This is a genomic window from Aliiruegeria lutimaris (assembly GCF_900099935.1).
GTDB lineage: Bacteria > Pseudomonadota > Alphaproteobacteria > Rhodobacterales > Rhodobacteraceae > Tropicimonas > Tropicimonas lutimaris.
In genome coordinates this window covers 14,499-41,379 of record NZ_FNEK01000044.1, presented here as the reverse complement: position 1 = coordinate 41,379, position 26,881 = coordinate 14,499, and the positions used below count along the sequence as shown (strand labels likewise).

26 protein-coding genes are annotated in these 26,881 nt (G+C 65.2%); 14 read left to right on the top strand and 12 right to left on the bottom strand.

All coding sequences use genetic code 11. The features are described 5' to 3' along the window. Positions 1-87: 87 nt before the first annotated feature. The 6 genes from BLR85_RS18310 to BLR85_RS18285 all read right to left on the bottom strand — a co-directional run bounded on the left by BLR85_RS18310 (position 88) and on the right by BLR85_RS18285 (position 4,658). Complete coding sequence (locus BLR85_RS18310) at positions 88-1,272, bottom strand: amino acid aminotransferase (protein ID WP_093160073.1); 1,185 nt, start codon at positions 1,270-1,272, stop codon at positions 88-90. A gap of 8 nt (positions 1,273-1,280) precedes the next feature. Then, entirely contained in the window at positions 1,281-1,847 is a 567-nt protein-coding gene (locus BLR85_RS18305; protein ID WP_093160068.1) for a GNAT family N-acetyltransferase, read from the bottom strand. Continuing rightward, a complete protein-coding gene (sseA, locus tag BLR85_RS18300) occupies positions 1,844-2,695 on the bottom strand; it encodes a 3-mercaptopyruvate sulfurtransferase (protein WP_093160063.1) in 852 nt (283 codons plus the stop codon). Before sseA ends, BLR85_RS18305 begins: the two co-directional genes overlap by 4 nt. Positions 2,696-2,775: 80 nt before the next feature. Further along, positions 2,776-3,249, bottom strand: a complete 474-nt coding sequence (gene smpB / locus BLR85_RS18295) for an SsrA-binding protein SmpB (RefSeq protein WP_093160059.1) — start codon at positions 3,247-3,249, stop codon at positions 2,776-2,778. A 149-nt stretch (positions 3,250-3,398) separates the two neighbouring features. Next, positions 3,399-4,208 carry a glutathione S-transferase family protein gene (locus tag BLR85_RS18290; RefSeq protein ID WP_093160054.1) on the bottom strand — a complete coding sequence of 270 codons (810 nt, stop codon included), beginning with the start codon at positions 4,206-4,208 and terminating at the stop codon, positions 3,399-3,401. A 6-nt stretch (positions 4,209-4,214) separates the two neighbouring features. After that, complete coding sequence (locus tag BLR85_RS18285; protein WP_093160049.1) at positions 4,215-4,658, bottom strand: cupin domain-containing protein; 444 nt, start codon at positions 4,656-4,658, stop codon at positions 4,215-4,217. Between the two features lie 111 nt (positions 4,659-4,769). Here BLR85_RS18285 and BLR85_RS18280 point away from each other — a divergent pair, with 111 nt between their 5' ends. Continuing rightward, positions 4,770-5,708: a LysR family transcriptional regulator gene (locus tag BLR85_RS18280; RefSeq protein WP_093160044.1), complete on the top strand. Its 939-nt coding sequence runs from the start codon at positions 4,770-4,772 to the stop codon at positions 5,706-5,708. Positions 5,709-5,756: 48 nt separating this feature from the next. Here BLR85_RS18280 and dapA read toward each other — a convergent pair whose 3' ends face one another. Next, positions 5,757-6,632, bottom strand: a complete 876-nt coding sequence (gene dapA, locus BLR85_RS18275) for a 4-hydroxy-tetrahydrodipicolinate synthase (protein ID WP_093160039.1) — start codon at positions 6,630-6,632, stop codon at positions 5,757-5,759. 186 nt (positions 6,633-6,818) lie between these two features. Here dapA and BLR85_RS18270 point away from each other — a divergent pair, with 186 nt between their 5' ends. Then, positions 6,819-8,759 carry a lytic transglycosylase domain-containing protein gene (locus tag BLR85_RS18270; protein ID WP_093160035.1) on the top strand — a complete coding sequence of 647 codons (1,941 nt, stop codon included), beginning with the start codon at positions 6,819-6,821 and terminating at the stop codon, positions 8,757-8,759. A gap of 116 nt (positions 8,760-8,875) precedes the next feature. Here BLR85_RS18270 and BLR85_RS18265 read toward each other — a convergent pair whose 3' ends face one another. Both BLR85_RS18265 and mnmC2 read right to left on the bottom strand, forming a co-directional pair. Continuing rightward, positions 8,876-9,745, bottom strand: a complete 870-nt coding sequence (locus BLR85_RS18265; protein ID WP_093160030.1) for a DMT family transporter — start codon at positions 9,743-9,745, stop codon at positions 8,876-8,878. Beyond that, entirely contained in the window at positions 9,742-10,416 is a 675-nt protein-coding gene (gene mnmC2, locus BLR85_RS18260) for a tRNA (5-methylaminomethyl-2-thiouridine)(34)-methyltransferase MnmC2 (RefSeq protein ID WP_093160025.1), read from the bottom strand. The genes BLR85_RS18265 and mnmC2 overlap by 4 nt, the downstream gene beginning before the upstream one ends. A gap of 52 nt (positions 10,417-10,468) precedes the next feature. Here mnmC2 and BLR85_RS18255 point away from each other — a divergent pair, with 52 nt between their 5' ends. From BLR85_RS18255 to BLR85_RS18245, 3 genes are all read left to right on the top strand, one after another. Beyond that, positions 10,469-11,512: an NAD(P)/FAD-dependent oxidoreductase gene (locus BLR85_RS18255; protein WP_093160019.1), complete on the top strand. Its 1,044-nt coding sequence runs from the start codon at positions 10,469-10,471 to the stop codon at positions 11,510-11,512. A 188-nt stretch (positions 11,513-11,700) separates the two neighbouring features. Beyond that, positions 11,701-13,380 carry a Y-family DNA polymerase gene (locus tag BLR85_RS18250; protein WP_093160014.1) on the top strand — a complete coding sequence of 560 codons (1,680 nt, stop codon included), beginning with the start codon at positions 11,701-11,703 and terminating at the stop codon, positions 13,378-13,380. 249 nt (positions 13,381-13,629) lie between these two features. Next, positions 13,630-14,931, top strand: a complete 1,302-nt coding sequence (locus BLR85_RS18245; RefSeq protein WP_139188446.1) for a glycosyl hydrolase — start codon at positions 13,630-13,632, stop codon at positions 14,929-14,931. A 172-nt stretch (positions 14,932-15,103) separates the two neighbouring features. On the opposite strand, the gene BLR85_RS18240 is transcribed toward BLR85_RS18245, so the two are convergent. Together BLR85_RS18240 and rbfA are read right to left on the bottom strand one after the other, a co-directional pair. Next, complete coding sequence (locus BLR85_RS18240; RefSeq protein ID WP_093160004.1) at positions 15,104-15,862, bottom strand: phosphodiester glycosidase family protein; 759 nt, start codon at positions 15,860-15,862, stop codon at positions 15,104-15,106. Next, positions 15,855-16,271, bottom strand: a complete 417-nt coding sequence (gene rbfA, locus BLR85_RS18235) for a 30S ribosome-binding factor RbfA (RefSeq protein ID WP_093160000.1) — start codon at positions 16,269-16,271, stop codon at positions 15,855-15,857. The genes BLR85_RS18240 and rbfA overlap by 8 nt, the downstream gene beginning before the upstream one ends. 98 nt (positions 16,272-16,369) lie before the next feature. On the opposite strand from rbfA, the gene dapB reads away from it, so the two are divergent. Together dapB and BLR85_RS18225 are read left to right on the top strand one after the other, a co-directional pair. Next, entirely contained in the window at positions 16,370-17,179 is an 810-nt protein-coding gene (gene dapB, locus BLR85_RS18230) for a 4-hydroxy-tetrahydrodipicolinate reductase (protein WP_093159997.1), read from the top strand. Then, entirely contained in the window at positions 17,176-17,982 is an 807-nt protein-coding gene (locus BLR85_RS18225) for a GNAT family N-acetyltransferase (RefSeq protein ID WP_139188445.1), read from the top strand. Before dapB ends, BLR85_RS18225 begins: the two co-directional genes overlap by 4 nt. Here BLR85_RS18225 and BLR85_RS18220 read toward each other — a convergent pair. Beyond that, a complete protein-coding gene (locus tag BLR85_RS18220; RefSeq protein ID WP_244520778.1) occupies positions 17,979-18,191 on the bottom strand; it encodes a DUF1674 domain-containing protein in 213 nt (70 codons plus the stop codon). The two genes, BLR85_RS18225 and BLR85_RS18220, sit on opposite strands and share 4 nt — an antisense overlap. Positions 18,192-18,306: 115 nt before the next feature. On the opposite strand from BLR85_RS18220, the gene BLR85_RS18215 reads away from it, so the two are divergent. The 7 genes from BLR85_RS18215 to BLR85_RS18185 all read left to right on the top strand — a co-directional run bounded on the left by BLR85_RS18215 (position 18,307) and on the right by BLR85_RS18185 (position 26,854). After that, positions 18,307-19,581, top strand: coding sequence for an RsmB/NOP family class I SAM-dependent RNA methyltransferase (locus BLR85_RS18215; RefSeq protein WP_093159990.1), 1,275 nt, complete (start codon positions 18,307-18,309; stop codon positions 19,579-19,581). 71 nt (positions 19,582-19,652) lie between these two features. After that, the gene (locus tag BLR85_RS18210) at positions 19,653-21,422 is read left to right on the top strand and encodes a heparinase II/III family protein (protein ID WP_244520777.1); all 1,770 of its coding nucleotides are present in this window, start codon (positions 19,653-19,655) and stop codon (positions 21,420-21,422) included. Positions 21,423-21,433: 11 nt separating this feature from the next. Beyond that, positions 21,434-23,023, top strand: a complete 1,590-nt coding sequence (gene purH, locus BLR85_RS18205; protein WP_093159985.1) for a bifunctional phosphoribosylaminoimidazolecarboxamide formyltransferase/IMP cyclohydrolase — start codon at positions 21,434-21,436, stop codon at positions 23,021-23,023. Between the two features lie 4 nt (positions 23,024-23,027). Continuing rightward, positions 23,028-23,510 carry a signal peptidase II gene (gene lspA, locus BLR85_RS18200; RefSeq protein ID WP_093159980.1) on the top strand — a complete coding sequence of 161 codons (483 nt, stop codon included), beginning with the start codon at positions 23,028-23,030 and terminating at the stop codon, positions 23,508-23,510. A 52-nt stretch (positions 23,511-23,562) separates the two neighbouring features. Next, a complete protein-coding gene (locus BLR85_RS18195) occupies positions 23,563-24,102 on the top strand; it encodes a DUF3035 domain-containing protein (protein WP_093159975.1) in 540 nt (179 codons plus the stop codon). Positions 24,103-24,191: 89 nt separating this feature from the next. Beyond that, the gene (locus tag BLR85_RS18190) at positions 24,192-25,544 is read left to right on the top strand and encodes a M16 family metallopeptidase (RefSeq protein ID WP_093159970.1); all 1,353 of its coding nucleotides are present in this window, start codon (positions 24,192-24,194) and stop codon (positions 25,542-25,544) included. Continuing rightward, entirely contained in the window at positions 25,544-26,854 is a 1,311-nt protein-coding gene (locus BLR85_RS18185; RefSeq protein WP_093160082.1) for a M16 family metallopeptidase, read from the top strand. Before BLR85_RS18190 ends, BLR85_RS18185 begins: the two co-directional genes overlap by 1 nt. The last annotated feature ends 27 nt before the right edge of the window (positions 26,855-26,881 follow it).

The following is a 26,881-nucleotide window of genomic DNA, read 5'->3' as shown; positions in this document are numbered from 1 at the left end:
ATCTGAGACCCCTATATCTGCCTCAACAGAAGGGAATCACATCACAACCAATCTGGGAAGCCTGAATCAGATAGGCCGCGACACGCTCTAGGTCAGAACCCGCGCAATCGCGCTTGCGGCGGGGCGAACCGTCTCTTCAATCAGGCCCGCCATGTTGATGCGGCCATCCCCGATCATGTAGACGCCATGTTCGCGGCGGAGCTGAGCGACCTGATCCTCACTGGCCGGAAGGCGCGAAAACATCCCCTTCTGAGACAGGAGATAATCGAAGCGATCCGATTGCGTTTCCAGGCGCAGGGCCTTGGCGAGTGCTTCGCGCATCGCGATGACGCGGTCGCGCATTTCGGTCAGTTCAGCCGTCCAATCGGCCCGCAGGGACGCGTCGGAAAGGATCTCGGTTACGACACGGGCTCCGTGATCGGGCGGAAAGGCATAGGATTGCCGGTTGAGCCAGGCCAGCGTGCCCTGAACCGCCTGCGTGATGGCCGGGGTTTCGGTGAGGACAAGCAGCAGGCCGACCCTGTCACGGTAGAGGCCGAAGTTCTTCGAAGAGGACACGGTCAACAGCATTTCCGGCATGGCAGCGGCGAGCAGCCGCAGTCCGGCAACGTCTTCGTCAAGGCTGTTCCCGAAGCCCTGGTAGGCGAGATCCACCATCGGCACCGCGCCTGTCCGCGACAGGCTATCCGCAATCGCCTGCCAATCGGAAAGGTCCAGATCCGCTCCGGTCGGGTTGTGGCAACACCCATGCAACAGTACCACGTCGCCACGTTTGACCGCCGCCAGATCGGCAAGCATCCCGTCCCGGTCCAGACCGCCGGTCGCCGCGTCGTAGTAACGATAGGGCTGCCAGCGGATGCCCAGCGTGTCGAGGATGGCCTCGTGATTGGGCCATGTCGGCGCCGATGTATGAACCGTTACATGCGGGTTCTGCGCCTTGAGCAGCTCGAAGGCCTGCCGCACGGCGCCGGTTCCACCCGGCGTGGCCAGACAGGCGATGCGATCGGCGGCAGCGGAGTCGCCGAAGGTCAGTTGCCGCAAGGCTGCATGAAAGCCCGGGTCGCCGGCGAGCGCCACATAACCCTTGGTTGCCTGCTCTTCCAGCAGCCTGCGCTCGGCTGCCTTCACGGCGCCCATGACAGGTGTAAGGCCCTCAGGCGTGCGATAAACGCCAACACCGAGGTCGATCTTATCCGCTCTCGGATCATCCGCGAACAGCTTCATCACCCGAAGAATCTTGTCGGCTTCCGGAGCCTTGTGGTTTTCGAACATGGAAATCCTCAGTCGGGGATGCGGCTGGCGTCGATGTCCCGTTTCAGGACACGCCGATGCTCGGTGCGCAGAACCGGCTCAAAACCGCAGCGCTGGTAGGTCTGCAGCGCGCGGGGATGATCGAGCGTGTTGGTGTTCACCGTGAGCTTTTCGACACCCGGCAGGGCCCAGGCCGTCAGCACTGCATTCTGCAGCAGGAACCGGCCAAGGCCCCGGCCGATGGCCTGCGGTACCAGCCCGAAATAGGCCAGGTGGCAGATGCTCGGCTTTCTGTGGTCCAGCATGAAGAACCCATGCGGCCAGCCCTTGCGCATCAGCGTGTAGAGCGAGGTTTCCGGGTGGGCCAGCCAGTCGGCCAACTCGTCCTCGGTCTTGTCATGCATGTCTTCCCAGGCATAGTCCCGGCCTACAGCGTCGTAGAGCATGAGAAAGTACCACGCGGGCGGGGTGTCGGCCTTGAGCAGCGAGGCGGGCTCGCCTGTTGGTTCGTGCGGCCAGCCATGGGAAGGCCGCTCGGTCATTTCCAGCCAGGTGACGGTGTAGTGGATCTCGGTGCCGGCCGGGGTAATGCTCATCCGGTTGCGACCTTCAGATCGGAATAGGCGCCCCATTCCGCCCATGACCCGTCATACAGCGCGTTCTGGGTGTGGCCGAGCCGTGTGAGTGCCAGCGAAATGACTGCGGCAGACACACCGGAGCCACAGGTGGTAATGGCGGGCTTGTCGAGGTCGACCCCGGCGCCGGTCAGGATGCGGCGCAGGGCGTCGGTGGATTTCATCGTCCCGTCGTCATTCGACAGCGACGCCCAGGGGATGTTGATCGAACCGGGGATGTGGCCGGCCGCAAGGCCGGGCCGCGGTTCGGGCTCTTCCCCCTTGAAGCGCCCCTCGGGGCGGGCGTCGAGGATCTGCCAGTCGCCCAGCTTGGCTGCGAGGGACACCTGCGTCACGTCCTTGACCATGTGGGACTGGCGGCGGACCGTGATGTGGCGTTCGCGGATCATCGGCGGCATGTCTTCGATCTGCCGGCCCTCCGCCTTCCACTTGGCGAAACCGCCATCGAGCACGGCAATGTCGGAGTGGCCCATCAGGCGGAACAACCACCAGACCCGCGGAGCGGAGTAGATCCCCATCCCGTCATAGACGACGATCTGATGCCCGTCGCCAACGCCCAGCTTGCGCATGCGGGAGATGAATTTCTCCGGCGGCGGCACCATGTGCGGAAGGCTGGAGCGCAGGTCCGAAATCTCGTCGATATCGAAGAACCGGGCGCCGGGAATGTGGCCTGCTTCGTACTCGGCGCGCGCGTCACGCCCCATAGCCGGCAGATACCACGATGCATCCATCACCCGCAGGTCTGGATTGTGCAAATGGGCGTCCAGCCACTCGGTGCTGACAAGCGTTTTCGGGTCGCTATTGTCCATATCGGCCTCCCAGCTCGGCTCTCGTCCAAAATTGCTAAGCCGGGATAGGGGCGGGTGCAAGGGTAACCCGCCCGGCGGCGCTATTCTCCGTGCCGAAGAAGGCGCTGTTTCTGGCGGTTCCAGTCGCGCTTGGCCTCGGTGGCGCGCTTGTCCTGGTTCTGCTTGCCCTTGGCGATGCCGATCTTGATCTTCGCCATGCCCTTGTGGTTGAAATAAAGCACAAGCGGCACGAGCGTCATGCCCTTGCGCTGTGTCTCGTTCCACAACCGGCTGAGTTCCTTGCGCGAAACCAGCAGCTTGCGCCGCCGCCGCTCTTCATGGCCGAACATCGCGCGGTCGTAAGGCGCGATATAGCTGTTCACAAGCCACAGCTCGCCGTTTTCCACCGCCGCATAGCTCTCGGCGATATTGGCCGAGGTCGTGCGCAGGCTCTTGACCTCGGACCCGGTCAGGATGATGCCGCATTCGATGTCATCCTCGATGGCATAGTCGTAGCGGGCACGCCGGTTCTCGGCGATCACCTTGTAATTCGGATTGTCCTTCGGTTTGGCCATAGAGGCGGGATATAGGCTCTTTGGCCGGGAGTTCCAAGAGAAGCGTTGCGGCGTCCTGTCGGTTTCTGGCGGACTGTAAGTCCAGGCCGACCGCCCTGGGCGAGGCTCCCGTTTCGGTCACGAACCCGACCCGCGGCTGTCACCCAAGCCTAGCGATCATCGGCGACCAGTCCCAAGGCGTCATCGGGCAACGTTCCCGCGTATTTGTCGCTGGGAGGCCAGGGGCGGGTCCGCCAACAGGGCTCGAAGGTGAAGCTTGAAACGCTTCGGCCATCGACGAGCGCGCCGTTGCCTGCGCCGAGCGCGTAATCGTAGTAAAGCTTGACGATCTCTTCACGGGTCACCTGCCCGGTCGCCGGATGGGACATGCAGGCCGTCTTCCAGGCCCGGACACGGTCGTATTCGGCACCCTCGGGCAGGGCGAAATCCTCATAGTAATCCAGAAACCAGAAGCGCTTGAAAATCGGTGTAAAGACGGCCTCGGCCAGTCCGAACGCGTCGAACAGGTAGGGCCCCTCCGGGCGGTGCTCCATCAGGAAGCCGTTGATATCGCGGTAGAGCGCCAGGAGCTTCTCGTTGTGCTGCGCGCGCAGGGCGCGATCCTGGTTCATGACATAGAGGTAGCCGGCCATGGTGAAGGCGCCTTCAAGGGCGATCAGCATGGATTCGACGGCATGTTCGAAAGGGTCGCTGCGCCGGAGTGGTGCGCCTGCGATCGCCTCGTCGAGAAACCGCAGGATCACGAGGCTTTCCTTGAGAATTCTGCCATCGGGCATTTCCAGCATCGGCAGCGCCGTGCTGCCCCGGGTCTTGGCCAGAAGTTCGGGCGCACGCGGCCGAGTGACGTCCACGACCCGAAATTCCACTGCATCCCGCTGTCCCCTGAGGGCCAGCAGGATCTCCAGCCGTTGCGAGAACGGGCAGACCGGGATGTGGTAGACGATGGGTCTCGCGGTCATCCAGTGTCAGTCCAGCGGGGGGCCGGTAAAGGTCAGGTTGTGGCGGTGTGCGGATTCCTCGATCGCCGGCATATCCTCGGGAATGCGGAACTGGCCGGCGGCCATGTCCGAGAAGAACCCTTCGAAACCGCTGGGCGTCAGGATGATCAGCTTCCGGCAGGGGGCGGACCCGATCACCTTGAAACTGTGCTCTTTTCCGCGCGGGATGAACGCGGTTTCGCCGGCCGCGATTGTCGCTTCCTTCCCCTCGACCCAGATCTTGCAGGCACCCGAAAGGACGACGAATGTCTCGTCCTCGTTATGGTGGATATGGCGCGGCGGGCCGCTTTCCGGGGGTGATACGGACTCCACGATCGACATGGCGCCACCAGTCTGTTCGGGGCTCAGGATGGTCTTGTGGGACACGCCAAGCCATTCGAGCGGGGCGTCATTTATCTCCAGATCCTTCAACGTTTCGCTCCTCTTCGCTTGGGTGAAATGAACGCGCTTTCGTTGACTCGATCTTAGCAGGCGGCCACGGTAACAATCCAATGAATGCTTTGTATAAAGGCTATTGCTGTCATGAATTTCGCGACCTTCGATCTGAACCTGCTCCGTGTGCTGGACGCGGTCCTGAGGGAGGGGTCGACGGTGAAGGCCGCGGAGCGGCTGGGCCTGTCGCAGCCAGCCGTGTCAAACGCCTTGTCGCGGTTGCGCCACGCGCTTGGCGATGAGTTGTTTGTCCGGCATGGGAACCGCCTCGTCCCGACCGATTACGCCGCTTCGATCCGGGAAGGGCTTGGGGAGGAGTTCAACCGGCTCGAACACCTTCTGACGCCGCCAGAGAGTTTCGATCCCGCGCTGGCGTCGGGGCGTTTCAAGATCGCCGCCAGCGATTTCTTCGCCGAATTGCTAATGCCGGCCCTCGGCGACCGGCTCAACCGGACGGCGCCGAATGTCCGGGCGCAACTGGTCGAGCTGGTGCCGGACGACTATGTCAGGAGCGTCGAGCAGTACGGTGCCGATCTTGCCCTGATCCCCGACACCGACCTGCCCGCCTGGATCAATCGCAAGGCGTTGTTCCGCTCGTCCTTCGTCGTCATCGCGCGCGCGACCAATCCCAGGATCGCGGGGGTGCCACAGGGCGCCGAACTGCCCATCGACCGGTTCTGCGCGATGTCGCATGTTCTCTTCTCGCCCGAGGGAAAGTTCGCCGCCATGGGCGATTCCGCGCTGGCGCGGGTCGGCAGGCAAAGGCAAGTGGCGATGACGCTGCCGGTCTTTTCCGGGGTGTGCCGCGTTGTCAGCGAAAGCGACCTGATCGCGCTGGTGCCGGAGCAACTGGCCAACCGGCTTGCCAGCGGTCTCGGGCTGAAGATCTTCCGGCCGCCTTTCGAGATCGTCCCGGCCCGGATCGTGGCGATTTGGCACCGCCGATCGGACGCAAACCCGATGGCGTCATGGGTCCGTGATCAGATCTTCGATCTGCTGAAGCCGCTGGACACAATGGCCGCGCCCTGACGGTGGTGGACGGCGGGCCGTTCGTCGGGCCCGCCGTGATGCCTCGTGTCAGTCGATCAGGCCGGCATGGACCATCGCGGCGCGAATCTCGGCCTTGGTGCCGTCGGTCAGCCCGACCAGCGGCAGGCGTACATCCTCCGTGCACTTGCCCAGCAACGACAGCCCGTACTTGGCCCCGGCCAGCCCGGGTTCCAGGAAGATCGCCGTGTGCAGCGGCATCAGAAGGTCCTGGTATTCGAGCGCCTTGGCATAGTCCCCGGCGAGCGTTGCCGCCTGAAACTCGGCGCAGAGCTTCGGCGCCACGTTCGCGGTGACCGAGATACAGCCAACCCCGCCATGGGCATTGAAGCCGAGCGCGGAGGCGTCCTCGCCCGAGAGTTGAACGAAGTCCTTGCCGCAGGTCTCGCGCTGCCTGCTCACGCGGGTGATGTCGCCGGTGGCGTCCTTGACGCCGATGATCCGCGGCAACTCCGCCAGCTTGCCCATGGTCGCGGGCGACATGTCCACGACCGAGCGGCCAGGGATGTTGTAGATGATGATCGGCAGGTCGCAGCAATCGTGCAGCGCCTTGAAATGCTCGTAGAGCCCGGCCTGGGTCGGCTTGTTGTAGTAAGGAGTGACGATCAGCGCCGCATCGGCGCCCGCCTCGGCCGCATGACGGATCAGTCCGATCCCTTCGGCGGTATTGTTCGAGCCCGCGCCGGCAATCACCGGGATGCGACCGGCGGCGGCCTTGATCACCCGCTCGACGACATCGCGGTGCTCTGCATGGGTCAGTGTCGGGCTCTCGCCGGTGGTGCCCACCGGGACGAGGCCGTTGGAGCCCTGTTCGACATGCCATTCAACCAGCGAATCGAGAGTCTCGAAATCCACCGCGCCTTTCTTGAACGGCGTGACCAGAGCGGGAAGTGAGCCTTTGAACATGATCTTTCTCCGTTTCCCGCGCCACGCGGCGCGTCTGGTGGCCCGGGACGGGCCGAGTCGTGTACGTAAATCGCGGCGGACCCTATAGGCAGGAAATCGCCTTGCCAAGTTTGTGAGTTGCGGTTGCGTGTGCGTGAGCTAGTCTTGTTGCAGGTTTTCCCGGTTAACTGCGATCAGACCCACAATATGCGCCTTCTTGTCGGACTCGCCCTGCTAGTCTGTATACCCTTTTCGAGCCTTGCCGCACCCACGGAACAGGGTCAGGCGCTTGCCGAAGCGCTTGAACATGTCCGTACGGAGAACTGGCGTGCGGCCACTGTTTCCGTGCGCCCTGCCGGCGACGAGGGGCGCGACATCATCGAATGGCACCGGCTGCGCAAGGGCGGGCAGGCGGAGTTCGACGCCTATCGCGATTTCCTTGCCCGACGGGCCGATTGGCCGGGGTTGGACCTGCTACGCACAAGGGGCGAGGGCTCCATCCCCGAGGACGCCGCACCGCAGGAGGTTGTCGATTACTTCGACGGCGACCTGCCGAACACGGGGACCGGCGTGCTGCGGCTGGTTGATGCCTATATCGCGCTCGACGAACCGGGCGAGGCCAAGGCGACGGCGGTTCTGGCATGGCATAGCCGGACCATGACTGCCGAAACCGAGGACGCGCTTCTGGAGCGTTTCCGTGACACGCTGGCCGATCACCACGCTGCCCGGCTGGACGACCTGCTCTGGCGCGGGCAGGTGTCGGCGGCGCGGCGCAACATCGCGCGGGCGCCGGAGGGCTGGGACAAGCTCGCCGAGGCTCGGCTGACGCTGGCTGCGCGCGAGCCGGGGGTGGATGCCCGGATCGAAGCCGTCCCTGACAAGCTGCAGGACGACCCGGGCCTTGCCTACGAGCGATTCATCTGGCGGGCACGAAAGGGGCGCCACGCCGAGGCGATGGCGTTGCTGGCGGCCCGGTCCACCTCGCTTGAAGCCCTTGGCCGCCCCGAAGAATGGTCAAACTGGCGGCGTATCTACGCCCGGCGGGCGCTGCGCGACGGCGAGGCCGAGATGGCCTACACGCTGGCGAGCCGGCATTTCCTTGTCGAGGGCTCCGCCTTTGCCGATCTGGAATGGCTCTCGGGCTTCATCGCGCTGCGCTTCCTGAACGATCCGGAACAAGCGCTGACGCATTTTGCCAGTTTCGATACCGCTGTGGAGACCCCCATCAGCCTCGGTCGCGCCGGCTACTGGAAGGGCCGCGCCTATGCGGCGATGGAAGATGCAGAGGCCGCCAAGCTCGCCTATGCCGACGGCGCGCAGCATCAGACGAGCTTCTACGGCCTGCTCGCAGCCGAGGCGGCCGGCTTGCCGATGGACCCGACGCTGGACGGCTCGGAGAGCTTCCCGCCGCTGGCCGAAAGCGACCTGCGTGGAAATTCCGTGCTGGTTGCCGGCCTGTTGCTGCTCGATGCCGGGGATCTGGGGCTGGCCGAGCGCTTCCTGACCCACCTGACCGAGTCATTGGACCGCGAGCGCGCCGGAACTCTGGGGGCGCTCATGCTGTCGCTGGAACAGCCCCATATCGCCCTGATGATCGCAAAGCGCGCGGCGGCGAACCGGGTCGTTCTGCCTGCGGCCTATTTCCCGCTCAGCCCGCTCATGGAGCGCGATCTGCCGGTGCCAAAGGAATTCGCCCTCGCCATCGCCCGGCGTGAAAGCGAGTTCGACCCGGTGGTGATCAGCCCCGCCGGAGCGCGCGGCCTGATGCAGGTCATGCCGGGCACGGCCAAGGATGTCGCTGGCGAGTTGAAGATCCCCTATGACCGCGACGCGCTGACCGAGGACCCGGCCTATAACGTGACGCTCGGGACGTCCTATCTCGCCGGTCTTATCGAGGTGTTCGGCCCCGCGCCGGTGCTGGTCTCGGCGGGCTACAATGCCGGGCCGGGCCGCTCGGTCGACTGGGTCGAGGCGCGGGGCGATCCGCGCGGTGAGGAGGTGGACGTGATCGACTGGATCGAGATGATCCCGTTCCGCGAAACCCGAAATTACGTGATGCGGGTGACGGAGTCGATCATGGTCTATCGCGCGCGCCTGAACGGCGTCATGCCCTCAGTCGAGATGATCGAGCTTTTGCGCAAGGGCTGACTGCCAGCAATACCGGAACGGCGCTGAGCGCCACCGCCGCGCCGCAGGCGCGGCAACCCCCAACCGCGGCCAAGCGCTTGCGCGCGGCGCCGTGGGCGGGAGCCCCCCTGGCACGTTCAGCGCTTTCGCCGCTCGCGCAGCAGGGTGAAAATCCCCGCCGAAACGACGATCAACGTGCCAACCAGGACGTTGTTGCGCAGGGCTTCCCCGAAAACGACGACGCCAAGCGTGGCCCCGAAGGCCAGGTGCAGATAGGTGAAGGGCTGCACAGCGCTCGCCTCGGCGACCTCGTAGCAGCGGATCAACAGGTAATGCCCGAGCGCGCCGGTCACACAGAGCGCCGCCATCCATCCCCAATCCGGTGCAATCATCGGCTCCCAGTGGAAGACACCGATCGCCGTCATCACCACCGCACCGACCGTGCCGGTCCAGAAGAAACTGGTCAACGCCTTGTCCTTGCGCGCGGCCAGCCGGGTCAGCACGCTGTAGATCGCGAAAAGCGCCGTCGAGATCAGCGCGAGGATCGCAGCGGGGGAAAATACACCGAATCCAGGTTTCAGGATCACGAGGATCCCGACAAAACCGATCCCGATCGCCGCCCAACGCGGCCAGCCGACCTTCTCGCCCAACACCGGCCCCGACAGCGCCGCCACGATCAGCGGATACCCGGCAAAGATCGCAAGACTTTCGACCAACCCCAGATGCACGTAGGCGGTGATCATGATGAGGATCTCGGCCGTCAGCAAAAGGCCTCGCGTGACTTGCAGGAGGGGCTGTGCCGTCCTTGCCGAAGCACGCAGGCTGCCTTCCTGCCGTGCGGTCACCGTCATCACGAAGGCGGCAAAGAACCAGTAGCGGATCATCACCACCATGAAGACGTTGTACTCCGCCGCCAGGTGGCGCGAGATCCCGTCCTGGATCGCAAAGACAAAACAGGCGCTGACCATAAGCAGGATGCCGAGCCGGTTGTTCTGTTCCTGGCTCATGGCCGCCTTCCCACGCTCATGTGACGTTTGCGGCCGAAGCCGGGGAGGCGTTGCACTTCGAAGCCCGCCGCGGCGAGGGCGCGTCGCACGTCGCCCGCCGCAGTATAGGTGGCAAAACTGCCGCCTGCCGCCGTATGCGCCCCGACCTCCGTCATGAGATCGCTTTCCCACAGTTCCGGGTTCTTCGCCGGCGCGAACCCGTCGAGAAACCACGCATCGGCGGCGCCCTCCCATTCCGGCAGGCGTTGCCGCGCATCGCCCACGATCATACGTGCCGTGAGCGGGCCAATCCGGGCCTCGAACCCGGCCGGGTTCCACGCATCGAGCAGCGCCCAGGCAAGTGGAGCCACTTCCTGAAAGGGCGCAAGCGCGCGCTTCAGATCCTCTTTGGGCAATGGATAGGCCTCGAACCCGGTATACCGAACGCCCTCCACCCCGGCCGTCTGCGCACACAGCGCCAGCGCCAGCAGGTTGAGCCCGGTTCCGACGCCAAGTTCGGCCACCTGAAAGCCCGGGCGCAGCCGCGCGGGCAGGTCATTGCCGTCAAGAAAGACATGGTGTGTCTCGGCCAGCCCGTTTTCCAGCGAGTAATAGGGATCGTCGAAACGCGGCGAGACGGGAACGTCTCCGCTTTGCCAGATCACGCAGTTGCTCTGGTCCTCGTCTGTCATCTGTCCTAGATCCCGGCCTCAAACGCGCGGACAATGGGCAAGAGGTGAGACCTTGGCAAGGATCGACGTAACTATACGCGGCGCGGGCATCTTCGGGATGGCATGCGCCTGGGAAATGGTGCGCCGCGGCGCGAAAATCCGCGTGATCGACACCAAAGGCGTGTTCGCGGGCTGTTCTGGTGGCCTTGTCGGCGCATTGGCGCCGCATGTGCCGGAACGCTGGAACGCCAAGAAGGCCTTCCAGTTCGAAAGCCTGATCATGGCGGAAGAGTTCTGGCGCGATGTGTCGCAGGCCTCCGGAGAGGATCCGGGCTACGCGCGAACTGGTCGTTTGCAGCAGATCCTGGACGAAGAGGGGCTGACCCGCGCCCGCGAGCGTGCGGTGGAGGCAGAAACGCTCTGGCAGGGCAAGGCGGTCTGGAACGTGGTCCGGGCCGAGGAATTCGGCGATTGGGCGCCGGTCACACCGACCGGCTGGCTGATCCACGATACGCTGACCGCGCGGCTGCACCCGCGCAAGGCCGGCGCGGCGCTGGCCGCCGCCTTCCAGAGCGCGGGTGGCGAGCTGGTGATTGGCGAGGCCGAAAACGAGGGCGCGCTTCTCTGGGCGACGGGCGTCGAGGGCCTGTCCGACCTGAGCGCCGAGACGGGCAAGACGATTGGCGCGCCGATCAAGGGGCAGGCGGCGCTTCTGAAGCTCGACCGGCCTGATGCACCACAATATCTCGCCGATTCCACGCACGGCATCCCGCATGTTGACGGGACCTTTGCCATCGGTTCGACCACCGAGCGCGAGTATGACGACCCGTTCAGCACGGATTCCCAGATTGATGATGTGGTGGGACGCGCCAAGGCGGCCTGCCCGGCGCTGGCCGACGCGCCGATCATCGCCCGCTGGGCCGGCCTTCGCCCCCGCTCCCGCTCCCGCGCGCCGATCCTCGGCGCCTGGCCGGACCGCGACGCGCATTTCGTGGCCAATGGCGGTTTCAAGATCGGCTTCGGCATGGCGGCAAAGGTGGCGCAGGTGATGGCAGATCTGATCCTCGAGGGGAAGGATGCGATCCCGGAGGGGTTCCGGGTCGAGGACAATCTCTGAACCGTCGGGAGGCGCGTTTGTCTGCGTTTGGGAATTGGGGGCTTTGCCCCCAAACCCCCAGGATACTTGTCGAAAGATGATGGCCAGTCGGATTTCCGGGCTGGGCTGATCAGCCGTGACTCGACTCCGGGTCGGACCGTGGTATTTCTGGAACAAATAGCGAACATTAGCCATTCCGATTCCCGAACATGCCCACCAAGCGTATCTTGTCCCTGTGGTTCCCCCGTCTTGCGGCGGAGCGCGTGCTGCGCCTTGACGCGGGTACGTTGGCGGGTCCCTTTGCCGTGGTGCGGGATGTTGGGAACATGCAGATTCTGCACGCGCTCTCCGTCGAGTCATCGCAGGCCGGGCTGGTGGAGGGCCAGCCGCTGCGCGATGCGCAGGCAATGTGTCCCGACCTGCTCACCCGGCTCTCCAACCCACAGGCGGAGGCCGCCTTCCTGACCGTGCTGCGCCGCTGGGCGGGCAAGTTCTCGCCCTGGGTGTCGGAGGGGCAGGCGGCCTCGCTCATGGTGGATATCACGGGTTGCGCGCATCTTTTTGGTGGGGAGGAAGCCCTGCTGGCGCAGGCCGAGGCGGAATGTGGGGATTTCGGGGTCACCGCCCATGGTGGGATTGCCGACACGGTGGGCGCGGCCTGGGCGTTGGCGCGCTATGCCGGGCGCGACGTGTCGGCGGGCCGTTCGGGAGATGCGATCGATCAGGAGGCGCGGGCGACCCGCGCGCGCGCGGTGAAGCGGCGCCACTGGGAGCGCGGCGGCGCGGCGCCCAGGCTGCAATCGGCCGGGGAAGCGCTGTCGCGGATCGCCCCGCCGGGGCATACGCGCACCGCCTTGGCGCCGCTGCCGGTGGCCGCGCTGCGGCTCGCGCCGGAGGTCGTGGTCCAACTCACCCGTTTGGGCTTGCGGCGGGTGGAAGACCTGGCCGGGCAGCCACGCGCGGGGTTGGCCCGGCGCTTCGGGCAGGAATTGGTACTGCGGCTCGACCAGGCGCTCGGGCTGGTGCCGGAGCCGGTCTCGCCCGAGCGCCCGCCGGATCATTTCGCCGTCCGCCTCACCCTGCCTGAGCCGATCGGGTTGGAGGAGGATGTGCGCGCCGGGCTGGATCGGCTGCTGCCTGCGTTGTCGGAGCGGCTGCGCGCCCGGGGGCGCGGCGCGCGGCGCGTGCGGCTGCAGGCGTTCCGCTGCGATCACACGATGCAGCCGGTGGAGGTGGGGCTCGCCCGCCCCTCTGCCGACCCGGAGCGGCTGCGTCCGCTTCTGGCAATGAAGCTCGGCGAGATCGAGGCGGGGCCGGGTATCGACGTGCTCCGCTTGGAGGCGCATGTGACCGAGCCGGTTCATGCCACGCAGCATCGCGGCCATCTCGGCGCGGCCGCCGACGGGGTGGCGCGGCGCGGCCGGGCCGGGGCGGGGGCGGCGCTTGACGACCTGATCGGGCGGCTCGGGGCGCGGGTCGGGCTGGAGGCGATCACCCGGCTGCACCCGGCCGACAGCCATATCCCGGAAAAGGGCAGCAAGGTGCTGGCCGCGGCCTGGTCGGAGCCCGCGCGGGACTGGACGGCGTGCCCGGCCCTCGCGCGTCCGCTGCTGCTCTTCCGCCCCGAGCCGGTTCATGTGGAGGCCGCGCCGAGCCAGCCGGTGCGCCCGCCGGAGAGCTTCCGCTGGCGTCGGCGGTATTTCGAGATCATCGGCGCGACCGGTCCGGAGCGGATCGCACCGGAATGGTGGCTGGACGAGCCGGAATGGCGCTCCGGCACGCGCGATTACTGGCGAGTGGAGGTGGGCAGCGGCGAACGGCTGTGGCTGTTCTATGCCCATGGCGGGTCGATGTCGGCGGGGTGGTTTTGCCAGGGGAGTTTCGCGTGAAACGCGGCCTGCCCAAGAAAGAACAAGAAGCCCCAGAAAGCCAAAGGCGCCAGGGTCGAAAGGGCAGTCATCTGCGCCGTAGACAGGTCCCGAGCCGCGAAGTGGCGGCGGGTCTGGACAGGCGATATAGTCGAACGGCGTCACAACGGGAGCACGACCATAGAACGTTCAGGAAACCGATTTGCGAACAGACGCGCTGTGCTGGCAATGCTTGCCGCGTCTGGAACGGGGCTCGCAGCCTCTCGCATCATGGGCGCGTCCCCCTTTGAGACGTTGCGCGCACGCCCCACGCGCAGCTTCCTCGACAGCATCGGCATCGTCACGACCTTTCCGGATCGCGGTCAGCCGCTCGAAAAGACCATCGAAATGGTGCGCTACTGCGGGTTCCGCTGGGTGCGTGCCGGGATCGAAGGGTTGAGCACGAATGGCCCGAACACGATCGAGACCATGATCGAACTCCACCGGCAAACGGGTGCCCTGTTGAACTGGGGCCTCGTCAGCGGCAGCAGTGATCTGGAAAAACTGATCGAAACCGGGCTTGTGCTGGCGCGGAATGGGGCGTTGCTTGCCTTCGAGGGGAATAACGAGCCGAATAACTGGGGCGTGACCTACCAGGGCCAGAAGGGTGGAGGTCGGGCCAGCTGGCTGCCTGTGGCCCGGCTACAGCGCGATCTCTACAGTGCCGTCAAGACGCATCCCGAGCTTCGCGACTATCCCGTCTGGACGATCTCCGAGCCCGGCGCGCAGACGGACAATGTCGGCCTGCAATTCCTGGAGATTCCGACGGGCGCGGGTACGCTGATGCCGGGGGGGACGTGCTATGCCGATTTCGCCAATGTGCATAACTACATTTATCACTCGAATTCGCCGGGCCTGGCCGACAACAAGGTCTGGGATGCGGCCGACCCTTCACGAGCCTCCCGCGTCGACGGGTTGTTCGGCAATTTCGGACGGACCTGGCGCAAGGGATTCAGAGGCTATTCGGATCGTGAACTGGAGGACCTGCCCCGGGTCACCACGGAAACCGGCGTCAAGCTGTCGGACAAGGTGCCCGAGACGCTGCATGGTTTACACCTGATGAACATCTATCTCGCGCAGTTCGCGCGGGGCTATGCCCATACATCGGTCTATATCCTGCGCGACAGGACCGACGAGGAGGGCAACCAGGCCTTTGGCTTCTTTGCGCCGGACTACAGCCCGCGCCTTGCCGCGCAGTACCTGCGAAACCTGACTGTCATCCTGGCCGATGCCTCCCCTCAAGCCGCGAACGAGGCGTTACGCGAGGTCGATCTCTTCCTGGAAGGGCAGACCCCGGTTGTGCACGACCTGCTTCTGCAACGCAGCGATGGGGTGTTCCAGTATGTCATCTGGGGCGAGATGCTCCGGGGCACCACGGAAACGGTGTTGCATTTCGCAAGGCCACCCAAAAGCCTGCGCATTTTCGACCCGACCGTGGGTACCGAGCCTATCCAGATCGCAGGCCAGCCCGAGGCGGTGCCGCTCACTCTTTCGGATCACCCGCTGATCGTGCAGTTCGCTGCCCCGGCCTAGCCGCGCGTCCGTCGTCGTCGGGCTGCGCGGTCCTGATGACGGCAGAAATGACGGAATCCTGGTTATCCGAATAATTCCGATTACGGGTTGCGGGTACCGTGGTGTCGTCGGAGGACGCTTGAACCGAGGTATCTTCGCGGGCAATTGAATTCCGGCAAATTGGCCCGTTGGTTCACTCGACCGGTGCCACCGTCCCAACGATCGGTCCCAGCGGGAAACCGCTATCTGAGCGGCCAATCGACGGCGCGTGAAGGCGCGAGACCTTGCCGTCGAAATAGAGCGCGTTCGGGGTATTCAGCTCGTCGCGGAAAAACCGTCCGAAGCTGTCGAAATTCACCCGGTTGTCCGAGATGGCGAAATGCACGGTCACGCCGTCCGCTGCGACGCCGACCCCGTTGCGGATGTAGCGGCTGGTCCCGTCGGACAGGAAGCGTGGATGTAGCGCGCCATCGACCACCAGCATCGGGCCGGATTGCGTGGCATAGCGGCAGTCTGGCGGGTTCTCCGCATAACGGCGGCTTTCGATGACCTGCGCCGAGTGTTCCCGGATGCAGAAGATGCCGTTGGGCAGCAAGCCGAAATTGCCCGGCCCGTCACGCGTCACCAGCGGGCCGCTTTGTGTGCCGCGTTCGAGATAGAGGCCGACCGGGCTGCGGTCTTCGTGATACATGCCGGCATTCATGGCAAAGGAGAGCTGCTTGCCCTCAGCGGCCAGGGCGGCGTCGATGCTGGAGAAACTGCCAAAAAGGTTCCCCTCCGCATCGCTGTGAAAAAGCCGGATCTCGTCCTGGTCGGCCCGCAGGGTGCAGACGGTATAGCGGTTGCCGTCATGGGCGATCTTGCGGCAATCGGGCTCGGCCGTGGCCGCAAGCGTGCCGGCGCAGAGCAAGGCCAGGGCCGCTCCCAGACGCCGCAATGGCTCACTAGGCATCGTCATCCTCGTGAGTCGCGGCAATATCGCGCTGCACGCGTTCTTCGGAGAACATCCGCCGCGTATCGTCCATACGGTCATAGGTGTCGTCCAGCACGAAGCGCAGTTGCGGCGCGTATTTCAGCGTCAGCCCCTTGGCCACGATCTTGCGCAGCTCGTGGCGGTTGCGAATCAGCGCTTCCATCGCCTCGTCCGCCCGGTCGCCGCCCAGCGGCATCACGTAGGCGGTGGCGATCTTCAGATCTGGTGAGGTGCGCACCTCGGCAACGGTGATCGACATCCGGTTCAGGTCCGGGTCGTGCACGTCGCCATGGTTGAGCACATCGGCCAGCCTGCGGCGGATCAATTCGCCCACGCGGAGCTGACGTTGCGACGGGCCGGACCCGTTATGGAACTTGTTCTTAGCCATGCCTTCCAACTAGGCCCCCGTGGCCTTCTGCGCAAGCGGGGCTTTGCGCGTGACGCGGCACTCGGCTAAACCGGGCGCAAGTTTCAGGAGACAGGCAGATGAGCAATATACCGGGGATCGTGGTCATGGGCGCGTCGGGACGGATGGGGCAGATGCTCGTCCGCGAGGTCACGGCGCACCCGAAGATGAAGCTGGTGGGGGCGGTGGAACGCGCTGGCCATGACTGGATCGGCCAGGATCTTGGCGCGGCGATGGGCAGCCAACCCACCGGGCTCTATGTCACCGATGACCCACTGGAGGCGATGGCCGGTGCGCAGGGGGTTATCGATTTCACCACGCCGCAGGTCACGGTGGACCTCTCGGTGATCGCGGCGCAGGCGCGGGCGGTGCATGTGATCGGCACCACGGGCATGACGGACACGGATATCGAGAAGCTGGACGCCGCCGCGCGCCATGCCGTGATCGTGCGGGCGGGCAACATGAGCCTCGGGGTGAACCTGCTGACGCAACTCACAAAGCAAGTGGCGGCCGCTCTCGACGAGGAGTTCGACATCGAGGTGGTCGAGGCACATCACCGCCACAAGGTCGACGCGCCTTCGGGCACCGCGCTGATGCTGGGCGAAGCGGCCGCAGAAGGGCGCGGGCTGGACTTCAAGGAAAGTTACGTCGCCGCGCGCGATGGCATCACCGGGGCGCGGGCGCCCGGCTCCATTGGATACTCGGCGATTCGCGGCGGCGATATTATCGGCGAGCATGACGTGATCTTTGCCGGGGCCGGCGAGCGGATCGTTCTGCGCCACATTGCCTCGGACCGCGCGCTCTTTGCCCGCGGCGCGCTCAAGGCCGCGCTCTGGGGGCAGGACAAGATGCCGGGTCACTACTCCATGCTGGACGTTCTCGGGCTGTGAGTCCGCTCCGTAGCCACGGCCTGCGCAGCGACCTTATGGTGTTGCGCGGGCTGTCGGTCGTTGAGGAACACCTGGACAGGGTCGTTGTACGCACACCGTCCGAGCCGGATTTCTGGTTCGGCAACATGGTGATCTTTCGTGACGACCGGATCGAGCCGGACGCGCAGATCGCGCGTTTCCGGAAGGACTTTCCGACCTCACGACATGTCACGATCGTCTGGGATGCTCCGGCGCTCTCCAACGCGCCAGCCCTTGAGCGTTTTACCGCGTTGGGTTTCGAGATCGACCGCTCCGACGTGCTCACCCTTGAAGGACTGTCAAATCCTGCGCCGGTCCCACCAGGCATCGAGATCCGCCCCATAGAGACACCGGAGGACTGGGAACAGGTCATAGCGCTGCAGATCGAGACCGGCATCGAGGCTGGACATCTGCCTGAAATCCACGCCCCATTTGTCCGCAAACGCTTTGCGAACCATCGCAAGCAGGTGGCCGGGGGGCGGGGCTGCTGGTTCGGCGCTTTCGACGGGGCACAGCTCGTGGGCGACCTTGGCATTTTCGAAGGCGAGGGCACCGCGCGGTTTCAGGACGTGGAGACGCGCGAGAGCCACAGGCGGCGCGGTATCTGCGCTGCCCTTGTGTCCGTCGGGCTGAATTGGGCAAGGAGACGTGCCCCAGCCTCTACGCCCGTCATTGTTGCATACACGGAAGGGAACGCCGGGCGGATCTATCGCCGTTGTGGCTTCACGCTGAGCGAACAGCTTCTCGCGGTGATCCGCCCACCGGACGGTGCGAAAGCCACCTAGAAGTCGATCGCCAGGCCCTTCTTCTCCCAGTCGCCATAACGGACGGGCTCAAGCCCCTTGATGCGGCCACCCAGTTCGGTGGGCATCTCGGCTGCCTCGGCCTCTGCCTTGGCCCGGCGTTCCTCGGCCTCTTCCAGCGCACGCAATGCCGCGGGCGGCAGCGCCTTGCGGCGCTCGGCCTCTGCCTCGGCGGCGGCAACGGGGTCGATTTCCTGCGGGGCCTCGACCGGCTCCTGGCTGTCGTCACTCATGCGCTTGTCCTTGTCGCTGATCCATGGGTGATATACCTCCCGCGGATCAAGGATCAATGGGAAGGGCCGTCGCATGGGCGAAGGGCAACCGAGCGGCACCGCGCCGCGACAGCTGGCGCTGGACCTGCTCCAGGGCGTCTGGGAGGAGAAGATGCTGCTCGCCGAGCTGGAGCAGCACCCGCATTTTGCCGAGAAACCGGCGGAGATCCGCGCCCGCGCCGCGCGGCTGGCGCGGACCACGCTGCGGCTCGCGGGACGTGCCGACGCGGCGATGAAACCCTTTCTGCAACGTCCGCCACGCCCCGGCATCCAGGCGCTCCTGCGGCTGGCCGTGGTCGAGCTTCTTGCCGAGGGCGAGGCGCCGCATGGCGTGGTCAATGCCGCGGTGACGCTGGCCAAGCGCGAACATGCCAAGGCCGCGCCCATGGTCAATGCCGTGCTGCGCCGGGTCGTCGAGAACGGGCAGGGGGGCTGGGACAAGACCCAGCCGCAGCGCTTGCCGAACTGGCTGCGCGGGCGGCTCGGGGCGACCTATGGCAATGCCCGGGTTTCCCGGATGGAGGCCGCCTTCGAAGCCACCCCGCCGCTCGACCTGACACCGAAATCCGAAAGTGCGACGTTGCCCGATGGCGAGATGCTCCCCACTGGAACGCTGCGGCTGGCCAAGGCGGGGCAGGTTTCCGCGCTGCCGGGCTTCGAGACCGGCGATTGGTGGGTGCAGGACGCCGCCGCCGCGCTGCCCGCGCGCCTTCTGGCCGCGAAACCGGGCGAGCGCGTGCTGGATCTCTGTGCCGCGCCGGGGGGCAAGACGCTTCAACTCGCGGCGAGCGGGGCCGACGTGACCGCGCTCGACATCTCCGAGGCCCGCCTCGAACGGCTGCACGAGAACCTCGCCCGGACCGGCCTGACGGCCAATGTCGTAGGAGCCGACGCGCTCGAATGGCAGCCGGAAGCACCTTTCGACGCGATCCTGTTCGATGCGCCCTGTTCGGCCACCGGAACGATCCGGCGCCACCCGGACCTGCCCTTTGCCAAGGACGGCGCGGGGGTCAAACCGCTTTTTGCCCTGCAGGCGCAAATGATCGACCGCGCGGTCGCGTTGCTCTCCCCCGGCGGGCGGCTTGTCTTCTGTACCTGCAGCCTGCTGCCGGAAGAGGGCGAGAAGCAGCTTGAGGCCATGTTGGAACGTCATCCGGTGCTTTCGCCGGATCAGGCGGCCATCGATGCCCTGGCCGGGTTTGAGCCGGATTGGCAGGCCGCGCCCGGAGCGCTGCGAACGACGCCGGAGATGTGGCCCGAACGCGGCGGTCTGGACGGATTCTTCATCGCGGCGCTGCGCAAGGCCTGACACTCCCGCCCGCCGCGCCTATGCTCCGCGCCGGGGATGCATACAGGATCAAGGGGGCCGCCGCCGCTGCCATGGAACATGTTGAGGGAACACCCAGCTGGCAGGAGCGGCGCGTTCGCCTGATGAACCGCCTGCACGCCCGGCGCGCGGCACGCACGCAGCCGGCTACCGGCTTCGTTTCCCGGCCCGAGCCGCGCATGATCGGCGGCTTTTCCAAGGGGCGTCAGCTTGCGGCGGGCAATTTCCTGTTTGCCGGTCATCTCGCGGAGGCGCCCGGCGCCTCGATGTGGGATCTCGACATGCCCTCGCCGCGATTCGAGGCGGAGTTGCACGGCTTTCGCTGGCTGGACGACCTCGCCGCCGTTGGCGACGCGAAGGCGCGGGCCAAGGGGCAGGAATGGACCTGGGAATGGATCGCGCGCTACGGGCGCGGTGCTGGCCCGGGTTGGACGCCCGATCTGGTTGGACGTCGGCTGATCCGCTGGATCAGCCACGCGCTGTTCCTGCTGCAGGGGCGTAACCCGGAGCAGTCGCGGGTATTTTTCGGTGCGCTCGCGGCACAGACGACCTTTCTCGGCCGCCGCTGGCAGGTCGCCGCGCCGGGGCTACCGCGTTTCGAGGCGCTGGCCGGGCTGATCTATGCCAGCCTGTCCCTGACCGGGCAGGAGCGTTTCGCTGCTCCTGCGATCAAGGCGCTCTCGAAGGAATGCGAGGCCCGCATCGATGCCGAGGGCGGGTTGCCGACGCGCAACCCGGAGGAATTGCTGGAGGTCTTCTCGCTGCTGATCTGGGCGGCGCAGGCGATGATGGATATCGGCAAGCGACCGAAGAAGCCGCTGGAAAATGCCGTTCTGCGCATGGCACCGACGCTGCGCGCGCTGCGCCATGCCGATGGCGCGCTGGCACGATTCCATGGCGGCTCGCGCGGGATGGAGGGACGGCTCGATAATGCTTTGGCGGCCTCGGGCATCCGTCCGGAGACGCATGAGGGGCTGGCGATGGGCTTTGCCCGGTTGGCCGCGGGGCGCAGCTCGGTGATCATCGATGCGGCCCTTCCACCCTCGGGCGAGGCTTCCGTCAATGCCCATGCCTCGACGCTTGCCTTCGAGCTGACATCGGGGCGCCGCCCCGTGATCGTCAATTGCGGCCCTGGTGCGACCTTCGGTGAGACATGGCGGCGGGCGGGGCGTGCCACGCCAAGCCATTCCACGCTGTGCATCGACGGGTTTTCCTCGTCGCGGCTGGGGGTTGTCGGGCTCGGGCGCGGCAAACGCGGCGAGATCCTGCACGACCTGCCGACCGAGGTCCGGGTGCAACAGACCGCCAACCCGGAGGCGCTGCATGTTCTGGCTGGCCATGACGGCTATGTGGCCACCCATGGCCTGACCCATGTGCGCGAGCTGACGCTGACGCGCGATGGCCGCACGCTGGAAGGTGTGGATACGCTCGGTGCGATGACCGAAACCGACCAGGAGACATTCGAACGCCACATGACCGAGGCGCAGCTTCAGGGCGTGCCCTATTCGATCCGATTCCATCTGCACCCGGACGTGGACGCAACGCTCGATATGGGCGGAAGCGCGGTTTCCATGGCGCTGGTCAGCGGCGAAATCTGGGTGCTGCGCTATACCGGGCCGGCCGATCTGTCGCTGGAGCCGAGCGTCTATCTCGAACCCGGCCGCCTGAAGCCGCGCGCGAGCAGGCAGATCGTGCTTTCTGGGCGGGTTCTGGACGGAGCAAGCCGGATCGACTGGACGTTGGCGAAGGCACAGGATACCCCGCAGGCGATCCGTGACGTCATACGCAATGACGACGAACATCTGAAAGACGAAGAAATCTGAGGAAAGCTGCCATGTCCGAGAATCGTCCGATCCGCCGCGCGCTGTTATCCGTGTCTGACAAGGAGGGGTTCGTGGACCTTGGTCGCGCGCTGGCCGCCCGGGGCGTGGAGTTGCTCTCGACCGGAGGCACTGCGCATACGCTGCGCCAGGCGGGCCTTGAGGTGATAGACGTCTCAGAGGTGACGGGCTTCCCGGAAATGATGGATGGCCGCGTGAAGACGCTGCACCCCAAGGTGCATGGCGGGCTCCTGGCGCTGCGCGACAACGACGAGCATGTCGCCGCGATGACCGAGCACGGCATCGTCGAGATCGACCTGCTGGTGGTGAACCTCTACCCGTTCGAGGCGACCGTCGCGAAGGGTGCCGACTATGACACCTGCATCGAGAATATCGACATTGGCGGCCCCGCGATGATTCGTGCCGCCGCCAAGAACCACGCCTTCGTCTCGGTCGTGGTCGATGTCGAGGATTACGACAAGCTGCTGGGCGACATGGACCAGCATGATGGCGCGACCTGCCCGAAATTCCGAAAGAAGCTGGCCCAGACCGCCTATGCCCGCACCGCTGCCTATGATGCCGCGGTCTCGAACTGGATGGCGCAGGCCATAGGCGTGGAGTTCCCGCGTCGTCGCGCGGTGGCCGGAACGCTGGCCCAGACCATGCGCTATGGCGAGAACCCGCACCAGAAGGCCGCCTTCTACAAGGACGGATCGGATCGTCCGGGCGTGGCGACCGCGAAGCAGCTTCAGGGCAAGGAGCTTTCCTACAACAATATCAACGACACCGACGCCGCCTTCGAGCTGGTGGCGGAGTTCGACCCGGCGGACGGCCCTGCCGTTGCTATCATCAAGCACGCCAACCCTTGTGGCGTGGCCCGTGGCGCAACCCTGAAGGAGGCCTATTCGCGGGCCTTCGATTGCGACCGCACCTCGGCCTTCGGCGGCATCATCGCGCTGAACCAGGCATTGGACGTGGAAACGGCCAGGATCATCTCGGAAATTTTCACCGAGGTCGTTATCGCGCCGCAGATCGACCCGGAGGCCGCAGAGATCTTTGCCAAGAAGAAGAACCTCCGCCTGCTGGAAACCGGCGGTCTGCCGGATCCGCGCGCGGTGGCACAGACCATCCGGCAGGTTTCGGGCGGCTACCTCGTGCAGGACAAGGATACCGGCCATGTTTCGCTTGAGGACCTGAAGGTGGTGACCAAGCGCGCGCCGAGCGAAGAGGAGCTGAAAGACCTGCTCTTCGCGTGGAAAGTGGCCAAACACGTGAAGTCCAACGCCATCGTCTACGTCAAGGGCGGCGCCACGGTCGGCGTCGGCGCGGGCCAGATGAGCCGGGTCGATTCGACCCGGATTGCGGCGCGCAAATCCGAGGACATGGCGGCCGAGCTGGGCCTGTCAGAGCCGCTGACCAAGGGTTCCGTCGTGGCGTCCGACGCTTTCTTCCCCTTCCCCGACGGTCTGCTGACCGCAGCCGAGGCGGGGGCGACGGCGGTGATCCAGCCGGGCGGCTCCATGCGCGACGACCAGGTGATCGCGGCGGCCGACGAGGCCGGCATCGCCATGGTCTTCTCGGGCGTGCGCCATTTCCGGCACTGAGCGCATGCGGCTTCTCTGGCTGGCGGCGGTGGCCGCCTTCCTGCTCGATCAATGGTCCAAGTTTCACGTCTTCGGGATGTTCAGCCGAGAGATGGTGGACCGGATCGAGATCGCTCCGCCGCTGCTCGTCTTCCGCAAGGGGATGAACACGGGCATCAATTTCGGCCTGTTCTCCGACAGTTCGGGCGCGCAGCCTTGGCTCCTGATTGGTCTGTCCGTCCTTCTTTGCACCGCGCTCTGGATCTGGGCGCGGCGCGCCTTTCAGCTCAGGATCGAATTTTTTTCTGCCGGGCTGATCATCGGCGGGGCGATGGGCAACGTGGTGGACAGGCTGATCTTTCCCGGCGTGCGGGATTTTCTCAACATGTCCTGCTGCGGGATCGCCAACCCCTATGTCTTCAATCTGGCCGATGTCTTCATCTTTGCCGGGGCAATCGGGTTGGTGATTTTCGGCACAGAGAAGAAACGCAGCAAAAAGCCCTCGTGACGAAGGCGCACGCTTGCGGTAAAGAAACAAAAAACCGGTGCAGGAGGCGAGGATGCGAGTAGCGAGTGTAGCAAGGGCAGGTGGCCTGCTTGCACTTTGCGTTCTGGCGGCGGGCTGCTCACGCAACGCTCCTCAGATGATGTATCCACAGCGTGGTCAGGTGACGCCGGACGAGTTTGCGATCCTGCCGAGCAAGCCGATGGAAATGCCGGAAGATCTCACTGCCCTTCCGCCGCCGGCGCCGCTGGAAGGCAACCGTACGGACGTGAACCCGAAGGCGGAAGCCGTCGCTGCACTGGGTGGAAACCCGAATAGTGTCGAGACCGACGGCAAGCTGGGGGCGGATGGCGCGCTGATCAGCCAGGCAACCCGCTACGGCGTCACCCCGGAGATCCGCAAGGAGCTCGCCATTGCCGATCTCGAATACCGCAAGAAGAACCGTGGGCGCCTGTTGGAGCGCTGGCTGAACGTTCCGACTTATTACAGCGCCTACGAGAGCCAGGAAATGGACCAGCATGGCGTGTTGTGGAAATACCGCGCCAAGGGCGTTCCGACTTCGGCCGCCCCGCCGGATCCCGAAGCCGAAGAATAATCCGCCACTGTCGGTCACATCCTCGTTGGGTCGGTTGATTGCGCCGCGCCTGACCGTATTTTTGCCCAGATAGGAAACACGAGGATTCCATGGATCGACGCATTGCGCCCGCTCTTCTTTTGAGTTTCGCCCTGGCCCTGCCGGCTCTGGCCGAGGAGGTCACGAGTTTCACGCTTGAAAACGGTATGGACGTGGTGGTGATCGAAGATCACCGCGCGCCCGTGGCCGTGAACATGGTGTGGTACCGCATCGGTGCCGCCGACGAGCCGGCGGGCAAGTCCGGCATCGCCCATTTCCTCGAACACCTGATGTTCAAGGGTACCGACACGCTGGAGCCGGGCGAGTTCTCGGCCACGGTCGAACTCAATGGCGGCTCCGACAACGCGTTCACCAGCCAGGATTACACCGGCTATTTCCAGCGGGTGGCCGCCGACCGGCTGGACCTGATGATGGAGATGGAGGCGGACCGGATGACCGGTCTGGTGCTGACCGACGAGGTGGTGCTGCCCGAGCGCGACGTGATCCTTGAAGAGCGCAACCAGCGGATCGAGAACAGCGCCGGCGCATTGTTCGGCGAGCAGAGACGCGCGGCGCAGTATCTCAACCACCCCTACGGCATTCCGATCATCGGCTGGAAGCACGAGATCGAGACGCTTTCGGGAAAGGATGCGCTCGATTTCTACAGCGAATATTACGCGCCCAATAACGCGATCCTGATCGTGGCCGGAGATGTGACACCGGCAGATGTGCGCGTGATGGCCGAGGAACATTTCGGCCCGATCGCCGCCAATCCAGACCTGCCGGAGCGGGTCCGCCCGACCGAGCCGCCGCAGCTAGCCGAGCGCCGCCTTTCCTACAGCGACCCGCGCGTTGGCCAACCCTATGTCCGGCGCAGCTATCTCGCGCCGCAGCGCAAGGCCGGTTCGCAGGAAGAGGCGGCCGCGCTGATCTACCTTTCCGAGCTTCTCGGCGGCTCCAGCGCCTCGTCGTTGTTGGGGCAGACGCTGGAATTCGACGAGAAGACCGCCCTTTACACCACGGCGATGTATGACGGTGTTTCTCTCGACGCGACGACCTTTGAGGTGCTGGTCATGCCAGTGCCGGGGCGGAGCCTTGCGGAAGCCGAGGCCGACATGGACCGCGTGATCGAGACCTTCCTGACCGAGGGTGTGGACGAGGCGAGTTTCGAGCGGCTGAAGATGCAGCTCCGCGCCTCCGAGATTTTCCGCAAGGATTCGTTGCAAGGGCTTGCGCGCGCCTATGGCGAAGCGCTGACCTCGGGGCTGACGGTCGAGGATGTGCAGGCCTGGCCGGAGATCCTGCAACAGGTAACGCCCGAGGATGTCGAGGCCGCCGCCGCGCGGCTCTTTGACAAACGCAAGGCAGTGACGGGCTATCTTCAAGAGACGGATATGGTCATGGCCGAGGAGGTCACCCAATGATGCGCGCGCTGATCGCATTTGCCTTTGCCGTGCTGGCCTCCCTGCCGGCGCAGGCCGAGATCGAGATCCAGGAAGTCTCGACGCCAGGCGGCATCGACGCCTGGCTAGTCGAGGAACATTCCATCCCCTTCGTCGCGCTGGAACTGCGCTTTCGCGGGGGCACGAGCCTTGATGCCCCAGGCAAGCGCGGGGCCACGAACCTGATGGCGGCATTGCTCGAAGAGGGCGCGGGCGAGCGCGACTCGCAGGAATTTGCGATTGCCGTGGAGAGCCTCGCCGCCGAATTCAGTTTCCGTGTCCAAGACGATTCGCTCTCGGTTTCGGCCAAGGTGCTGACCGAGAACCGCGCAGAGGCCATGGAGCTGCTGCGGCAGGCGCTTGTCAGTCCGCGTTTCGACGGTGATGCCGTGGAGCGGGTGCGCGGGCAGGTCTTGGCCTCCATAGACACCGACAAGACGGACCCCGACGCCATCGCGTCGCAGACATTCCATGCCTTGGCTTTCGGCAATCACCCTTACGGCACGTCCTCGGATGGGACCGAAGAAAGCGTTTCGGCGCTGACGCGGGACGATATCGTTGCCGCCCATGCGGCCGCTCTGGCCCGCGACCGTGTCTATGTATCTGCCGTGGGCGACATCACGTCCGACGAGTTGTCAGACCTGTTGGATACGCTGCTGGGCGAACTGCCGGCCGAAGGGGCGCCCATGCCCGACCGGATCGACTACACGCTCGGTGGCGGCGTGACGGTCGTCGATTTCGACACCCCGCAATCGGTGATGATCTTTGCCCAGCGTGGCATGAAGCGGCATGATCCGGATTTCTTCCCCGCCTATATCATGGCGCAGATCCTCGGCGGTGGCGGCTTCTCCTCGCGTCTGATGGAGGAAGTCCGGGAGAAACGTGGCCTCACCTACGGTGTTGCTGCCTATATCTACCCGATGGACCTCTCGGAAATGTTCATGGGCATGGTCTCCACCGTCAACGCCCGTGCCGCAGAGACCGTGGCCGTGGTGCAAGACGAGTGGAAACGGCTGGCCGAGGAAGGCGTGAGCCAGGAAGAGCTGGATCGTGCCCAAACTTACCTCACAGGCGCCTATCCTTTGCGCTTCGACGGCAATGGCCGGATCGCGAATATCCTTGTCGGCATGCAGATGGACGGGCTGACGCCCGATTACCTGCGCACCCGCAATGACAAGATCAACGCGGTGACGGTGGAGGATATCCGCCGCGTGGCCGCCGAACTTGTGGATCCGGAGCAGTTGCACTTCGTCGTGGTCGGCAAGCCCGAGGGGCTGGAGGCCACGAACTGAGCCATCGCGGCCGTCTGCCGCGCCCCT

What these genes read in the sequence shown, in the direction of transcription:
- BLR85_RS18310 (WP_093160073.1), bottom strand. Translation starts at nt 1,272, where the DNA reads ATGTTCGAAAACCACAAGGCTCCGGAAGCCGACAAGATTCTTCGGGTG.
- BLR85_RS18305 (WP_093160068.1), bottom strand. Translation starts at nt 1,847, where the DNA reads ATGAGCATTACCCCGGCCGGCACCGAGATCCACTACACCGTCACCTGG.
- sseA (WP_093160063.1), bottom strand. Translation starts at nt 2,695, where the DNA reads ATGGACAATAGCGACCCGAAAACGCTTGTCAGCACCGAGTGGCTGGAC.
- smpB (WP_093160059.1), bottom strand. Translation starts at nt 3,249, where the DNA reads ATGGCCAAACCGAAGGACAATCCGAATTACAAGGTGATCGCCGAGAAC.
- BLR85_RS18290 (WP_093160054.1), bottom strand. Translation starts at nt 4,208, where the DNA reads ATGACCGCGAGACCCATCGTCTACCACATCCCGGTCTGCCCGTTCTCG.
- BLR85_RS18280 (WP_093160044.1), top strand. Translation starts at nt 4,770, where the DNA reads ATGAATTTCGCGACCTTCGATCTGAACCTGCTCCGTGTGCTGGACGCG.
- dapA (WP_093160039.1), bottom strand. Translation starts at nt 6,632, where the DNA reads ATGTTCAAAGGCTCACTTCCCGCTCTGGTCACGCCGTTCAAGAAAGGC.
- BLR85_RS18270 (WP_093160035.1), top strand. Translation starts at nt 6,819, where the DNA reads ATGCGCCTTCTTGTCGGACTCGCCCTGCTAGTCTGTATACCCTTTTCG.
- BLR85_RS18265 (WP_093160030.1), bottom strand. Translation starts at nt 9,745, where the DNA reads ATGAGCCAGGAACAGAACAACCGGCTCGGCATCCTGCTTATGGTCAGC.
- mnmC2 (WP_093160025.1), bottom strand. Translation starts at nt 10,416, where the DNA reads ATGACAGACGAGGACCAGAGCAACTGCGTGATCTGGCAAAGCGGAGAC.
- BLR85_RS18250 (WP_093160014.1), top strand. Translation starts at nt 11,701, where the DNA reads ATGCCCACCAAGCGTATCTTGTCCCTGTGGTTCCCCCGTCTTGCGGCG.
- BLR85_RS18245 (WP_139188446.1), top strand. Translation starts at nt 13,630, where the DNA reads ATGGGCGCGTCCCCCTTTGAGACGTTGCGCGCACGCCCCACGCGCAGC.
- BLR85_RS18240 (WP_093160004.1), bottom strand. Translation starts at nt 15,862, where the DNA reads ATGCCTAGTGAGCCATTGCGGCGTCTGGGAGCGGCCCTGGCCTTGCTC.
- rbfA (WP_093160000.1), bottom strand. Translation starts at nt 16,271, where the DNA reads ATGGCTAAGAACAAGTTCCATAACGGGTCCGGCCCGTCGCAACGTCAG.
- dapB (WP_093159997.1), top strand. Translation starts at nt 16,370, where the DNA reads ATGAGCAATATACCGGGGATCGTGGTCATGGGCGCGTCGGGACGGATG.
- BLR85_RS18215 (WP_093159990.1), top strand. Translation starts at nt 18,307, where the DNA reads ATGGGCGAAGGGCAACCGAGCGGCACCGCGCCGCGACAGCTGGCGCTG.
- BLR85_RS18210 (WP_244520777.1), top strand. Translation starts at nt 19,653, where the DNA reads ATGGAACATGTTGAGGGAACACCCAGCTGGCAGGAGCGGCGCGTTCGC.
- purH (WP_093159985.1), top strand. Translation starts at nt 21,434, where the DNA reads ATGTCCGAGAATCGTCCGATCCGCCGCGCGCTGTTATCCGTGTCTGAC.
- lspA (WP_093159980.1), top strand. Translation starts at nt 23,028, where the DNA reads ATGCGGCTTCTCTGGCTGGCGGCGGTGGCCGCCTTCCTGCTCGATCAA.
- BLR85_RS18195 (WP_093159975.1), top strand. Translation starts at nt 23,563, where the DNA reads ATGCGAGTAGCGAGTGTAGCAAGGGCAGGTGGCCTGCTTGCACTTTGC.
- BLR85_RS18190 (WP_093159970.1), top strand. Translation starts at nt 24,192, where the DNA reads ATGGATCGACGCATTGCGCCCGCTCTTCTTTTGAGTTTCGCCCTGGCC.
- BLR85_RS18185 (WP_093160082.1), top strand. Translation starts at nt 25,544, where the DNA reads ATGCGCGCGCTGATCGCATTTGCCTTTGCCGTGCTGGCCTCCCTGCCG.